General features: G+C 71.8%; 11 protein-coding genes. 8 read left to right on the top strand and 3 right to left on the bottom strand.

The annotated features are described in order from the left end of the window. The first annotated feature begins 87 nt into the window (after positions 1-87). From OG776_RS16495 to nudC, 3 genes are all read left to right on the top strand, one after another. Positions 88-3,660 carry an ATP-dependent DNA helicase gene (locus OG776_RS16495; RefSeq protein WP_329321356.1) on the top strand — a complete coding sequence of 1,191 codons (3,573 nt, stop codon included), beginning with the start codon at positions 88-90 and terminating at the stop codon, positions 3,658-3,660. A 10-nt stretch (positions 3,661-3,670) separates the two neighbouring features. Then, positions 3,671-5,083, top strand: a complete 1,413-nt coding sequence (locus tag OG776_RS16490) for a dipeptidase (RefSeq protein WP_329321354.1) — start codon at positions 3,671-3,673, stop codon at positions 5,081-5,083. A 141-nt stretch (positions 5,084-5,224) separates the two neighbouring features. Then, a complete protein-coding gene (nudC, locus tag OG776_RS16485; RefSeq protein ID WP_187285690.1) occupies positions 5,225-6,166 on the top strand; it encodes an NAD(+) diphosphatase in 942 nt (313 codons plus the stop codon). 218 nt (positions 6,167-6,384) lie between these two features. Here the strand turns inward: nudC and OG776_RS16480 are convergent, their stop codons facing one another. Next, positions 6,385-6,642, bottom strand: a complete 258-nt coding sequence (locus OG776_RS16480) for a glutaredoxin domain-containing protein (RefSeq protein WP_148010353.1) — start codon at positions 6,640-6,642, stop codon at positions 6,385-6,387. A 196-nt stretch (positions 6,643-6,838) separates the two neighbouring features. Between OG776_RS16480 and OG776_RS16475 the strand changes: the two genes are divergently transcribed. From OG776_RS16475 to OG776_RS16455, 5 genes are all read left to right on the top strand, one after another. Beyond that, on the top strand, positions 6,839-9,034 hold the full coding sequence (locus OG776_RS16475; protein ID WP_329321350.1) for an ATP-dependent DNA helicase UvrD2: 2,196 nt from the start codon (positions 6,839-6,841) through the stop codon (positions 9,032-9,034). Between the two features lie 164 nt (positions 9,035-9,198). Then, positions 9,199-9,522, top strand: coding sequence for a hypothetical protein (locus OG776_RS16470; protein WP_148010354.1), 324 nt, complete (start codon positions 9,199-9,201; stop codon positions 9,520-9,522). 174 nt (positions 9,523-9,696) lie between these two features. After that, positions 9,697-10,065: a WhiB family transcriptional regulator gene (locus tag OG776_RS16465; RefSeq protein ID WP_148010355.1), complete on the top strand. Its 369-nt coding sequence runs from the start codon at positions 9,697-9,699 to the stop codon at positions 10,063-10,065. Next, on the top strand, positions 10,062-10,385 hold the full coding sequence (locus tag OG776_RS16460) for a hypothetical protein (protein ID WP_148010356.1): 324 nt from the start codon (positions 10,062-10,064) through the stop codon (positions 10,383-10,385). The genes OG776_RS16465 and OG776_RS16460 overlap by 4 nt, the downstream gene beginning before the upstream one ends. Before the next feature lie 126 nt (positions 10,386-10,511). Next, the gene (locus OG776_RS16455; RefSeq protein WP_148010357.1) at positions 10,512-10,736 is read left to right on the top strand and encodes a hypothetical protein; all 225 of its coding nucleotides are present in this window, start codon (positions 10,512-10,514) and stop codon (positions 10,734-10,736) included. Between the two features lie 106 nt (positions 10,737-10,842). Here the strand turns inward: OG776_RS16455 and OG776_RS16450 are convergent, their stop codons facing one another. Together OG776_RS16450 and OG776_RS16445 are read right to left on the bottom strand one after the other, a co-directional pair. After that, positions 10,843-12,207, bottom strand: a complete 1,365-nt coding sequence (locus tag OG776_RS16450) for an ABC1 kinase family protein (protein WP_148010358.1) — start codon at positions 12,205-12,207, stop codon at positions 10,843-10,845. Beyond that, on the bottom strand, positions 12,200-13,381 hold the full coding sequence (locus tag OG776_RS16445) for a TOMM precursor leader peptide-binding protein (protein ID WP_148010359.1): 1,182 nt from the start codon (positions 13,379-13,381) through the stop codon (positions 12,200-12,202). The genes OG776_RS16450 and OG776_RS16445 overlap by 8 nt, the downstream gene beginning before the upstream one ends. Positions 13,382-13,523 lie beyond the last annotated feature (142 nt).

Raw genomic sequence — 13,523 nt, 5'->3', positions numbered from 1 at the left:
CGACACCACACGTGCTGACCAGCGGTTCCCCCGCCCCGCCGGCCGATCCGGCCGCCGCTGTCAGTGGGCGCGGCTAGCCTCTCTGACGTGCCAGCCCGCATCACCGATCCCGAACAGCTCAAGGAGCTCCTCGGCATCCCCTTCACCCCGGAGCAGACGGCCTGCATCACCGCACCGCCCGCCCCGCAGGTGATCGTGGCCGGAGCCGGATCCGGGAAGACCACGGTGATGGCGGCCCGCGTGGTCTGGCTGGTCGGCACCGGACAGGTCGCCCCCGAACAGGTCCTCGGCCTGACCTTCACCAACAAGGCGGCGGGCGAACTCGCCGAACGCGTCCGCAAGGCCCTGATCAGGGCCGGCGTCACCGACCCCGACGTCATCGACCCCGACAACCCGCCCGGCGAACCGGTCATCTCCACCTACCACGCCTTCGCCGGCCGCCTGCTGACCGACCACGGGCTGCGCATCGGCCTCGAACCCACGTCCCGGCTGCTCGCCGACGCCACCCGCTACCAGCTCGCCGCCCGCGTCCTGCGCGAGTCACCGGGACCGTACCCGGCGCTCACCCGCTCCTTCCCCGACCTCGTCGGCGACCTCCTCACCCTCGACTCCGAACTCTCCGAACACCTCGTACGCCCCGAGGAGCTGCGCACGCACGACGCCGGACTGCTGCACGCCCTGGAGAGCGCCCGGCTCACCAACGACGACCTCCGCAAAGTCCCCGAGGCCGCCGCGGCCCGGCGTGAACTCGCCGAACTCGTCGTCCGCTACCGCGCGGCCAAACGCGAACGCGACCTCCTCGACTTCGGCGACCAGATCGCCCTCTCGGCCACCCTGGCCCGCACCCGCCCCGAAGTCGGCGACATCCTCCGGGACGAGTTCCGCGTGGTCCTGCTCGACGAGTACCAGGACACCTCCGTCGCACAGCGCGTGCTGCTCGCCGGACTGTTCGGCGCCGGCACAGGACACCCCGTGACCGCCGTCGGCGACCCATGCCAGGCCATCTACGGCTGGCGCGGCGCCTCCGTCGCCAACCTCGACGACTTCCCCGAACACTTCGCGCAAGCGGACGGCCGCCCCGCCGCCCGCCAGTCCCTCAGCGAGAACCGCCGCAGCGGCGGCCGCCTCCTCGACCTCGCCAACGGCCTCGCCGAGCCTTTGCGCGCCATGCACGCGGGCGTGGAGGCCCTCCGGCCCGCCCCCGGAGCCGAGCACGACGGCGTCGTCCGGTGCGCGCTGCTGCCCACCCACGCCGAGGAGATCGACTGGCTCGCCGACTCCCTCGCCCACCTCGTACGCACCGGGAAGGCACCCGGCGAGATCGCCGTCCTGTGCCGCACCGCGAGCGACTTCGCCGAGATCCAGGGCGCGCTCGTCGCCCGCGACATCCCCGTCGAGGTCGTCGGCCTCTCCGGGCTGCTGCACCTCCCCGAGGTGGCCGACCTCGTCGCCGTCTGCGAAGTCCTCCAGGACCCCGGCGCCAACGCCTCCCTGGTCCGTCTGCTCACCGGACCGCGCTGGCGGATCGGCCCGCGGGACCTCGCCCTCCTGGGACGGCGCGCCCGCCTCCTCGTGTCCCACGCGCGCGTGGGCGCCGACGACGACGCCGACCGCCGGCTCGCCGCGGCGGTCGAGGGGGTCGACCCCGCCGAGGTGATATCGCTCGCCGACGCCCTCGACACGTTCCTGGAGCTGCCCGTCGACACCGGACGGGACGACGACGGACTGCCCTTCTCCCCGGACGCCCGCGTGCGCTTCGCACGGCTCGCCGCCGAACTGCGCGACCTGCGCCGCTCGCTCGCCGACCCCCTGATGGACGTCCTGCACCGGGTGCTCGCCGTCACCGGACTGGAGGTCGAGCTCTCCGCGTCCCCGCACGCCCTCGCGGCCCGCCGCCGCGAGACCCTCGCGAACTTCCTCGACGTCGCCGCGTCCTTCGCCGCGGGCGACGGCGAAGCCACCCTGCTCGCCTTCCTCGGCTTCCTGCGCACCGCCGCGCAGTACGAGAAGGGCCTCGACAACGCCCTGCCCGGCGGCGAGAACACCGTCAAAGTGCTCACCGCCCACAAGTCCAAGGGCCTGGAGTGGGACGTCGTCGCCGTCCCCGGCCTCGTCACCGGAACCTTCCCCAGCACCCAGGGCCGCGAGAAATGGACCGCCCAGGGCAAGGTCCTGCCGCACGCGCTGCGCGGCGACGCCGACACCCTGCCCGACGTCGACACCTGGGACGCCAAGGGCATCAAGGCCTTCCACGAAGCCATGAAGGACCACCAGCGCACCGAGGAGCTCCGCCTCGGCTACGTGACCTTCACCCGTCCCCGCTCGCTCCTGCTCGGCTCCGGCCACTGGTGGGGCCCCTCACAGAAGCGCCCGCGCGGCCCCTCCGACTTCCTGCACGCCCTGTACGACCACTGCGCCGCGGGACACGGCGAGATCGAGGCCTGGGCCGACGAACCGTCCGAGGACGAGGAGAACCCGGCCCTCCACGAGGCGGCGGCCGACCACGCCTGGCCGCTCCCGCTCGACGACACGGCACTCGCCCGCCGCCGCGCGGCCGCCGAGACCGTACTCGCCCACCTGGAGCGCATGGCGTCCCACCAGGAACCGCATCCCGCCGCCCACGACCCGTCCTCCCGGGACGACCCGGAGTGGCCACCCCCGCCGGACGGCGACGAACCGGCCTTTGACGACGGATTCCCTCCGGAGGAGGACGACGGCCCTCCTCCGGCCTACGACGGCCCCACCGAAGGCGACGACACCCTCCTCGTGGGCGACGACTCCGACTGGGACTCCTGGACACCCCACCGCCCCACGCTGCCGCACCAGGCGCCCGCCCCGGAGAACCGACCGGCCCCCGAGCCCCCACGCGCGCGGGACGCCCGCCCCCACCCCGAGGACGACCCCGTACGCCTCACCCCCGAGGAAACCCGCACCCTCGCCTCCTGGGACCGCGACCTCGACGCCCTCACCGGAGAACTCCTGCGCGCCCGCGCGGCCGTCACCGACGTCCCCCTGCCCGCCTCCCTCACCGCCTCACAGGTACTGCACCTGGCCGCCGACCCCGACGGCCTCGCACAGGAACTCGCGCGCCCCATGCCGCGCCCCCCACAGGCCGCCGCCCGCCGCGGCACCCGCTTCCACGCCTGGGTGGAGTCCCGCTTCGAAGAACTGCGGCTGCCCATGCTCGACCCGGACGACCTGCCCGGCAGCGACGCCGAGATCGCCGACGAACGCGACCTCGAAGACCTCAAGGACGCCTTCGAACGCACTCCCTACGCGCACCGCACCCCCCACCGCGTCGAGACCCCCTTCCAGCTCGCCATCGCCGGACGCGTCGTCCGCGGCCGCATCGACGCCGTCTACAAGGAGGACGACGGCGACCGCACGACGTACGAGATCGTCGACTGGAAGACCAGCCGCTCCCGCACCGCGGACCCCCTCCAGCTCGCCGTCTACCGCCTCGCCTGGGCCGAGCAGCAGGGCGTGCCCCCGGAGACCGTCAAGGCCACGTTCGTGTACGTCCGCAGCGGCGAGATCGTCCGGCCCCGCCACCTCCCCGACCGCGCCGCCCTGGAACGACTGCTCACGCGGGACACCCAGGACCGGTGGCGGACCGCGGGCGAAGAACCGCCGGACGAACACACCCCCACGGGCGGCTAGGCTCGTGAGCATGAGCAAGCCCGTTGACAACGCCGTCAGCACCGTCCGCGCGTACGTCCAGAACCACCGCACGGCCTTCCTCGACGACCTCGCCGAATGGCTGCGCATCCCCTCCGTGTCGGCCCAGCCCGACCACGCGGCGGACGTGAGACGCAGCGCCGACTGGCTCGCCGCCAAACTCCGGGAGACCGGCTTCCCCACCGCGGAGGTCTGGACGACCGACGGCGCCCCCGCCGTCTTCGCCGAATGGCCGTCCGAGGACCCCCAGGCGCCCACGGTCCTCGTCTACGGGCACCACGACGTACAGCCCGCCGCCCGCGAGGACGGCTGGGACACCGACCCCTTCGAACCGGTGATCCGCGGAAACCGCCTCCACGCGCGCGGAGCCGCCGACGACAAGGGCCAGGTGTTCTTCCACACACTCGGCGTCCGCGCCCACCTCGCCGCCACCGGACGCACCGCCCCGGCCGTGCACCTCAAACTCCTGATCGAAGGCGAGGAGGAATCCGGCTCCCCGCACTTCCGCGACCTCGTCGAGACCCACGCCGACCGGCTCGCCGCCGACGCGGTGATCGTCTCCGACACCGGCATGTGGTCCGAGGACACCCCCACCGTGTGCACCGGCATGCGCGGGCTCGCCGAATGCGAGATCGAACTGCACGGACCCGCCCAGGACATCCACTCCGGCTCCTTCGGCGGCGCCGTGCCCAACCCCGCCACGGCCGCCGCCCGCCTCGTCGCCGCCCTCCACGACGACCACGCGCGCGTGGCCGTCCCCGGCTTCTACGAAGGCATCACCGAACTCACCGACGAAGAGCGCGCGCTCTTCGCCGAACTGCCCTTCGACGAAGCACGCTGGCTGACCACCGCCAAGTCGTCGGCCACCCACGGAGAGGCCGGACACACCACCCTGGAGCGCATCTGGGCCCGCCCCACCGCCGAGGTCAACGGCATCGGCGGCGGCTACCAGGGCCCCGGCAGCAAGACGATCATCCCGTCCTCCGCCATGGTCAAGCTCTCGTTCCGGCTGGTCGCGGGCCAGGACCCCGACCACATCGAGAAGGCCGTCCGCGCCTGGGCCGCCGACCAGCTCCCCGACGGCATCCGGCACGAGATCACCTTCGGCGCCGCCACCCGCCCCTGCCTCACCCCCCTGGACCACCCCGCCCTGCAGTCCGTCGTACGAGCCATGGGCCGCGCCTTCGAGCAGCCCGTCCGCTACACCCGCGAGGGCGGCTCCGGGCCCGCGGCCGACCTCCAGGAAGTCCTCCACGCCCCCGTGCTCTTCCTGGGCATCTCCGTCCCCTCCGACGGCTGGCACGCACCCAACGAGAAGGTCGAACTCGACCTCCTCATGAAAGGCGTCGAGACCAGCGCCCACCTGTGGGAAGACCTGGCCGAGAACTGGCGCGAGGCACACTGAAGAAGCCCGTCCACATCCGGAAGAAGCCCCATTCACACCCAGAAGACCGCCCCGCGCACCACCCCGCACGCCCGCCCCGCCGTACGTCCTGCTGAACCGCCCGCCGAAATAACCGTTCCACCGGGGGAGTTGGAAGCACCCGTGACCACCTGGACCGACCGCACCGCCGACCGTCCCATCTCGCTCACCGCCCCGAGCGGCATCGACCGGGCCGCCCACCACCGGCTCGACGAGGCCTGGCTCGCGGCGGCCTGGAGCCACCCCACGACCCGCGCCTTCGTGGTCTCCGGTGGTCAGGTCCTCATCGACGAGACCGCGGACGGCACCACCGAACTCGTCATGACCGCCTCCTTCGAGGCCCCCCTCACCGAGGCACACCGGTACTTCCTCGGCACGGACGACGACGGTGTGAGCTATTTCGCACTCCAGAAGGACGCACTGCCCGGCCGCATCGACCAGTCCGCCCGCCCCGCCGGCCTGCGCGAGGCGGGACTCCTGCTCTCCCCCCGCGACGCCGGCCTCATGGTCCACGCCGTCGCTCTGGAGAACTGGCAGCGACTGCACCGCTTCTGCTCACGCTGCGGCGAACGCACCGTGATCGCCGCGGCCGGCCACATCCGCCGCTGCCCCGCCTGCGGCGCCGAGCACTACCCCCGCACCGACCCCGCCGTGATCATGGCGGTCACCGACGACGAGGACCGCATCCTCCTCGGCCGCCAGGTGCACTGGCCCGAAGGCCGCTTCTCGACGCTCGCCGGCTTCGTCGAACCCGGCGAATCCATCGAGCAGTCCGTACGCCGGGAGGTCTTCGAGGAGGCGGGCATCACCGTCGGCGAGGTCGAATACGTCGCCAGCCAGCCCTGGCCCTTCCCCTCCAGCCTCATGCTCGGCTTCATGGCCCGCGCCACCTCCCGGGAGATCAACGTCGACGGCGAGGAGATCCAGGAAGCCCGCTGGTTCTCCCGCGAGGACCTGCGCACCGCCTTCGAGTCGGGTGAGGTGCTCCCGCCGTACGGCATCTCCATCGCGGCCCGCCTGATCGAACTCTGGTACGGGAAGCCCCTGCCCCGCAGAGAGGCCTGACCGCCCGGCACGACGACGGATGGCCCGGACCGCGAGCCTCCAACCGGCCCGACATCGAGCGACCGCCGTCACCACGCCGGTGACGGCAGCCACCGGCCGGCGGCGAAAACGCCGACGAGACCCGCGCCCGTGATCATCGGGCGGGGTCTCGTTCGGGTACTCCCGGTCGGACGCCGGGCAAGTACCCCGGGAGCAGACGCCGAGCGCCTGCTCCCGGATCAGACGCCGAGCGCGCGCTTCACCTGAGCGAGACTCGGGTTGGTCATCACGACCTCGACCCCGCCGTTCGAGGGGACCACCTGGACCGTCGGAACGGTCTGGTTCCCGCCGTTCGCCTTCTCCACGAACGCCGCGGACGCCGGGTCGTGCTCGATGTTGATCTCCTTGTACGTGATGCCCTCACGGTCCAGCTGACCCTTCAGCCGCGTGCAGTATCCGCACCACGTGGTGCTGTACATCGTCACAGTGCCCGGCATGTCTCTCGCGCTCCTCTACTGCTGGGGGTGCTTCATCGCAGAAGGGGAACGTACGTCGGACACCCACCATTCCCGCCCCCGGGTACCCCTGCCCCGTACACCGGCACCCCCGACGACTGCCGTATTAGTACGACCACAACACCCTCCCTGTGGACAACCGACTCACCCGCCCCCGGAGACCTGGCAGCATGGCGGGGTGACAGCAGCAACGCACTCCACCCTCTTCCCGCAGGTTCCGGACACGGCCGACGCGGTGCTCGACGGGCTCGACCCCGAGCAGCGCGCGGTCGCCACCGCCCTGCACGGACCGGTGTGCGTGCTGGCAGGAGCCGGCACGGGCAAGACGCGAGCGATCACCCACCGCATCGCCTACGGCGTACGCGCCGGAATCCTCCAGCCCTCCAGCGTGCTCGCCGTCACCTTCACCAACCGCGCCGCGGGCGAGATGCGTGGCCGGCTCCGCCAGCTCGGCGCCGGCGGAGTCCAGGCCCGCACCTTCCACTCCGCGGCCCTGCGCCAGCTCCAGTACTTCTGGCCGAAAGCAGTCGGCGGCAGCCTCCCCCGACTCGTCGACCGCAAGATCCAGCTCGTCGCCGACGCGGCCGCCGCCTGCCGCATCCGCCTCGACCGCGGCGAGCTCCGCGACGTCACAGCCGAGATCGAATGGTCCAAGGTCACCCAGACCGTCCCCTCCGACTACGCGGCCGCCGCCGCCAAGACCGGCCGCGAATCCCCCCGCGACCCCGCGGAGATCGCACAGCTGTACGCCACGTACGAAGACGTCAAGCGGGACCGCTCGCTCATCGACTTCGAAGACGTCCTGCTGCTCACCGTCGGCATCCTCCAGGACCGCCACGACATCGCCGACCAGGTCCGCTCCCAGTACCAGCACTTCGTCGTCGACGAGTACCAGGACGTCAGCCCCCTCCAGCAACGCCTGCTCGAACTGTGGCTCGGCGAACGCGACACCCTCTGCGTCGTCGGCGACGCCAGCCAGACCATCTATTCGTTCACCGGTGCAACTCCCGACCACCTTCTCGACTTCCGCATCCGCCACCCCGGAGCCACCGTCGTCAAGCTCGTCCGCGACTACCGCTCCTCACCCCAGGTCGTCCACCTCGCCAACGGCCTGCTCTCCCAGGCCCGCGGCCGCGCCGCCGACCACCGCCTGGAACTGATCTCCCAGCGCGCCTCCGGCCCCGAGCCCGTCTACGCCGAACACACCGACGAACCCGCCGAGGCGGAAGGCGCCGCCCGCCGCATCCGCGACCTCATCGCCTCAGGCGTCCCCGCGGGCGAGATCGCCGTCCTCTTCCGTACGAACTCCCAGTCCGAGATCTACGAACAGGCACTCGCCGACGCCGGAGTGCCCTACCAGCTGCGTGGCGCCGAGCGGTTCTTCGACCGCCCCGAAGTGCGCAAAGCCGGAGCGGCCCTCCGCGCGGCCGCGCGCTTCGGAGCCAACGACTCCCTCCTCGACGACGCCGTCGACCTGCCCTCCCAGGTCCGCGCCGTACTCTCCGGCGAAGGCTGGACCGGCCAGCCCCCGGCCGGCTCCGGCGCGGTCAGGGAGCGCTGGGAATCACTGGCCGCCCTCGTCCACCTCGCCCAGGACTTCGCCGCCGCCAAGCCCGGCGCCACCCTCGGCGACCTGGTCGCCGAACTCGACGAACGCGCGGGCGCCCAGCACGCCCCGACCGTCCAGGGCGTCACCCTCGCCTCACTGCACTCCGCCAAAGGACTGGAGTGGGACGTCGTCTTCCTCGTCGGCGTCGCCGAGGGCATGATGCCGATCACCTACGCAAAGACCGACGAGCAGATCGAAGAGGAACGCCGCCTCCTCTACGTCGGCGTCACCCGCGCCAGAGAACACCTCTTCGTCTCCTGGGCCCTGTCCCGCTCGCCCGGCGGCAGAGCCAACCGCCGGCCCAGCCGCTTCCTCGACGGACTGCGCCCCGGCTCCGTCACCACCACGAAGCGCACCGGCGGAGCCGGTCCAGGAGGCGTCGAACGAGGCATCGGAAGCAGCGGAGGCACCGCCGTACGGCGGACCAGCCGGACCCCGGCCCGCTGCCGCGTCTGCGGCCGCACACTCACCGACGCCGGCGAGATGAAACTGATGCGCTGCGACGACTGCCCCTCCGACATGGACGAGGGCCTCTACGAACGACTGCGCGAGTGGCGGGCGGTGCAGGCGCAGCGCAGCGGTCAGCCCGCGTTCTGCGTCTTCACCGACAAGACGCTCATGGCCATCGCCGAGACCGTGCCCGACGACGAGAGAGAGCTCGCCCGGATCCCCGGAGTCGGAGTGCGCAAGCTCAACCGCTTCGGAGCCGACGTTCTGGCCATCTGCGCAGGCCAAGAGCCCGGCGAGAGCACGCAGGACGACTGATTCAAACTCGTCGAAAAAATAGTTTGCGCATGCCCCGGCAATCCCCATAGGTTCTTAGCACGGAAGCGGCGGGCTTCTCCGAAGCCCTGGTTCCGTGCTGTACTTAACATCCGTCGGACTGGCTCACCACCGGTCCCCCAAGACGCCGAGAGGAGGCGATTCCAGTGATCAGCATCAAGACCAACTTCAGCAACACCGTCAAAATGACCGATCCCTCCGTCGTCTCCACGTGCCTGCTCGGCGTCTCGAACCTGGGCACCGGTCTGTCCGGCATCGCTGCCGTCCGGCCGGCGTCCTCCCTGTCTCTCGCGGACCTTCCCGTCCGTGAGCGCAATGAGCGACCGATCCAGGCACTGGAAGCGGCAGTAGTGGCAGAGGCGCGTGTCTATGCCTTTGCGGCAGCCGGTGCCGGATCCCTGAAGCAGACCAAGCAGCACCACACGATGTGGGCCTTCCGTGGGCCTGAACCCTGGAGCGATCCAGCCTGATCCTCGATCAGGCCGGCGCCTTCAGGGCCGCGGAACCCCACCCGGGATCCGCGGCCCTTCTGTTTGTCCCCGACCGGGGACGGCAGAGCGAAGGGGCCTCGGGACAAGAAAAGAACCCGGTACCAGCCGCCAACCGGCCAACCGGCCGGCACGACCAGACGAGGAAGACCAACCGTGCAACTCGAAGCGCACGCCCCGTCCGTACCGCCTTCCGAAACGATCTCCCCGCCCGGCCTCACGGAGGACCCCACCTTGATCCCGCTCACTGCGCTCACCGCGCTCGACGACGCCATCGAGAACCTCGGCGTACCCGTCCCCTGCCGTTCCTACGACCCGGAAGTCTTCTTCGCCGAGTCGCCGGCCGACGTCGAGTACGCCAAGTCCCTCTGCCGCACCTGCCCGCTGATCGAGGCCTGCCTCGCCGGCGCCAAGGAGCGGCGCGAGCCCTGGGGCGTCTGGGGTGGCGAGCTGTTCGTCCAGGGTGTGGTCGTGGCCCGCAAGCGGCCCCGTGGCCGCCCGCGCAAGAACCCGGTCACGGCATGAACATCGCAGGAACGATCGACCGCCCCCTGACGCACGACCCCAAGAAGCAGGCCCCGATGAAGCCGTCCCCGAGTGAGCCCACCGGCTCCGCCATTCCAGACTTCACCACCACCAGCGCGATCGACTCGCGTGAGAACAGGACCCGAGAGATGCAACTCATTCCAGAAGCCCTGGCCCGTGCGCATATGCACGAGCGACTGCAAGAGGCCGAGCGGCAGCGTCAGGCCGTGCGCCTGGCCACCGCCCGCCGGATGCAGCGCCGAGCCGAGCGCGCCTCCATGCGTGCCCGGCGTGCGCTGGCCATGGCGGTCATGCAGTAGGCAGCCGAAGGCAGTCGCGGCACCACACAGACACACGCACTCCACCGCGGGGGTCGGTCCGTCCGGACCGACCCCCGCGGTGCGTTCCACCGGGCGAACATCCGGCCACGGCGTTATCGTCGGCCGGTGACGAGTCTTCCCGGAGACAGCGACGGCGACAGCACCACCGACCGGCCCGGCACGGACCGGGCCCAGCGCATCGTGTGTGCCCGCTGCGGCACCTCCGCGGACGGGCCCCGGCCCACCTGGACCTGCTCCGTCGAGAACGGCAGCCGCCACTACTTCTGCGACGACTGCGCCCGGACACATCTGCGGGCGATCGAGGGACGGCTGGACTCGGCCTGGTGGTAGGTCGGGGGTGCTCAGGGACCGCTGGTGAGTTCGGGCCTCTGGGGGGGTTCCCCCTCCCCCCCCACCCCACCCCACCCCTCCCCACCCCCCTCAAGGCACCCCGGACTCACGCCCCAGCCGCTGACTCCTCCTCGTCCGGCAGTTCGTCGTCGGGGACGAACCCCGGTAGCCACTCCTCGAGTTCGTCGCGGAGCCGGACCGTCGCGCCCAGCTGGCACAGGACGCCGATGGTGCTCAGCGTGACCCGGTGGATCAGCAGGTAGGACGGTGGCAGGTTGAGGAGTCTGCCCAACTGGTGGGCGGGCGAGCGGGGGTCGGCCACCCGGGCGGCCTGGCTGCGCATCCAGCCGCGGGTGAAGGTGAACTCGTCCACCTGGGCCGGTTCGATGATCGGCAGGAGGTAGTCGAGGACGGCGTCGGGTTCGAGCTCTATCGACTCCTTGACGAAGCCTTCTTCGCGGAGCAGGTCGTAGACGGCTTCCGCGTCGCCGTCGAGGGTCATGCGCAGGGAGTCGCCGATGGGTGTGGGCAGGCCGCCGGGGAGACGGTCGACCGTGCCGAAGTCCAAGACCCCGAGGCGCCAGCCGCTCTTCTCGGCCGGCAGGAGGCGGAAGTTGCCGGGGTGCGGGTCGGCGTGCAGCAGTCCGGTGCGGGCGGGGCCGGAGAAGAGGAAGCGGGCGAGCAGTTGTCCCGCGCGGTCCCGCTGCTCCTGGGTGCCGTCGGAGATCACCTCAGACAGAGGTGTTCCGTCGATCCATTCGGTGACCAGGACCTGGTCGCACTGGTGGACGACCGCCGGCACCAGGACGTCGGGGTCGCCCGCGAACTCCGTGGCGTGGACTTCCTGGGCCTGTGCCTCCAGCGCGTAGTCGAGTTCCTCGGAGACCCGGTCGCGGAGTTCCGCGATGAGGGGCTTGATGTCCATGCCGGGGATGAGCGGGCCCAGCAGCCGGGCGAAGCGGCTGAGCTGGGTGAGGTCGGAGAGCAGGGCCTCGCCCGCTCCCGGGTACTGCACCTTGACGGCGACCTCGCGGCCGTCGTGCCACACCGCCCGGTGCACCTGGCCGATCGAGGCGGCCGCGGACGGCTTGTCCTCGAATTCGAGGAACAGCTCGGCCCAGTCGTCACCGAGCCGCTCCCGGAGGACGGCGTGCACGGTGCGGGTGGGCATCGGCGGTGCCGCTTCCTGGAGCTTGGTGAGTGCGGCCCGGTAGGGGCCCGCGACCTCCTCGGGGAGCGCGGATTCGAAGACGGACAGGGCCTGCCCGAACTTCATCGCACCGCCCTTGAGCTCACCGAGGACCTTGAAGAGCTGCTCGGCGGTGCGTTGCTGGAGTTCGCGGCCCACGATCTCCGCCGACTTCCCGCCTATCCGTTTGCCCAGGCCCCAGGTCGCTCGCCCGGCGTAGCCGAGCGGTAGCGCGGCGAGTTTGGCGGTCCGGGTGACCGCCTTCCGGGGAAGATCAGACATGCGCCCTCCAAGTCCCAGACAGCCGTGCCGCATGCGGCTGTTGCCCCGCCATTGTCTCGTGCGGCTTCTCGGCAGCGGCGGCGCGTTCCCCCTTCTTACTTTTCTCCGCGGCGCCGCACGGGCAATCGGGGTGGGGCACCACGGGTTTCGCGTGCCAGTGGAGGCCGGGGGCCGAGGCCTCCCAGCGGGCTCCGGTGCTGGAGGGCGAGCGGCCGTCGAGGTAGGCGAGCGCGTGCGCGGCGGCGAGGCCGGCGACACAGGTCGCCACGGTGAGGTCGCACGCCGGTACATGGCGTGAGGTGCCGGAGCGCCACTGGGCGACGAGGCGTGGCCAGGTCGGGTCCCGGTCGGCGCGGCGCAGGTCCAGGCACCCGGCGCAGCCGGTGTCGCCGGGCAGGACCAGTGGGCCGACGACGCCTGTCCCCTCCACGACTCCCGCGTAGAGGTGGGGTGTGCCGGAGGTGATCAGGGGTTCGGCGGTGGCGGGGTCGGGGGCGTGGACGGACAGGCCGTCCCGCGGGGTGATGATCACCAGGGAGAGTCCGGGTTCCGCGCCTTCGGTGGCGGGCCGGGGTGGCCGGTCCGGTCTGGCGGCGCGGACCACCCGTGCGGCGGCTTCCTCGCGGCGTTCTCCGATCGATTCGGCCTGCAGGCCGCCGGGCGCCACGTCCCAGGGCTCCACCCGGCCGAGGTCGCGCACCTCGATCCGGCCGACGCCGGCGCCGGCCAGCAGCGCGGCCAGGGTGACGCCGACCCGGCCCGCGCCGCGCACCTGTACGCGCAGGGAGCGGCGCGCGGCGAGGTGCCGGAGGGCGTCGCCCGGGGCGGGTGCGGTGAGGGAGAGGGCCGCGAGGTCGGGGCGCAGCCGGTCGAGGACCGCCTTTTTCGCGCGCAGGGTGTCGGCGGCCGGGCCGCCGCCCGTCGCGTCGTCGAGGAGTCCGGAGTCGGCGAGTCGTTCCACGAGTGCGTCGACATGGCCGTCGGGCAGGCCCATGCCGCGTCCTTCCTCGCGCAGGAGGGGGAGTCCGCGGGTTCCGTCGAGCAGGTCGAGGAAGCTGCCTGTCGCCGTGTCCACCGGGCCGAGCACCATCGCGTGGGCGGGTGCGAGGCCGAACTGGACGGTGTTGAGGTCCCGCCAGCCGCGCCGCAGCGCGGGTTTCACCATCGGATGCATGACCGACCCCCGTATCCATGGAGCATCCCCGTGTGGCGGCGGGCCCGTGGCGGGTCCGCCGGTCGGATGCCAGGATGCCCGGGAGTGGGGGAGGGGTGCGGAAAGTTATCCACAGGCTGTGGTGTTCGTCCGACAAAATCGG

Origin of the sequence: Streptomyces sp. NBC_01689, from assembly GCF_036250675.1 — a bacterium.
Lineage (GTDB): Bacteria > Actinomycetota > Actinomycetes > Streptomycetales > Streptomycetaceae > Streptomyces.
This window is presented reverse-complemented; position numbering and strand designations above follow the sequence as displayed.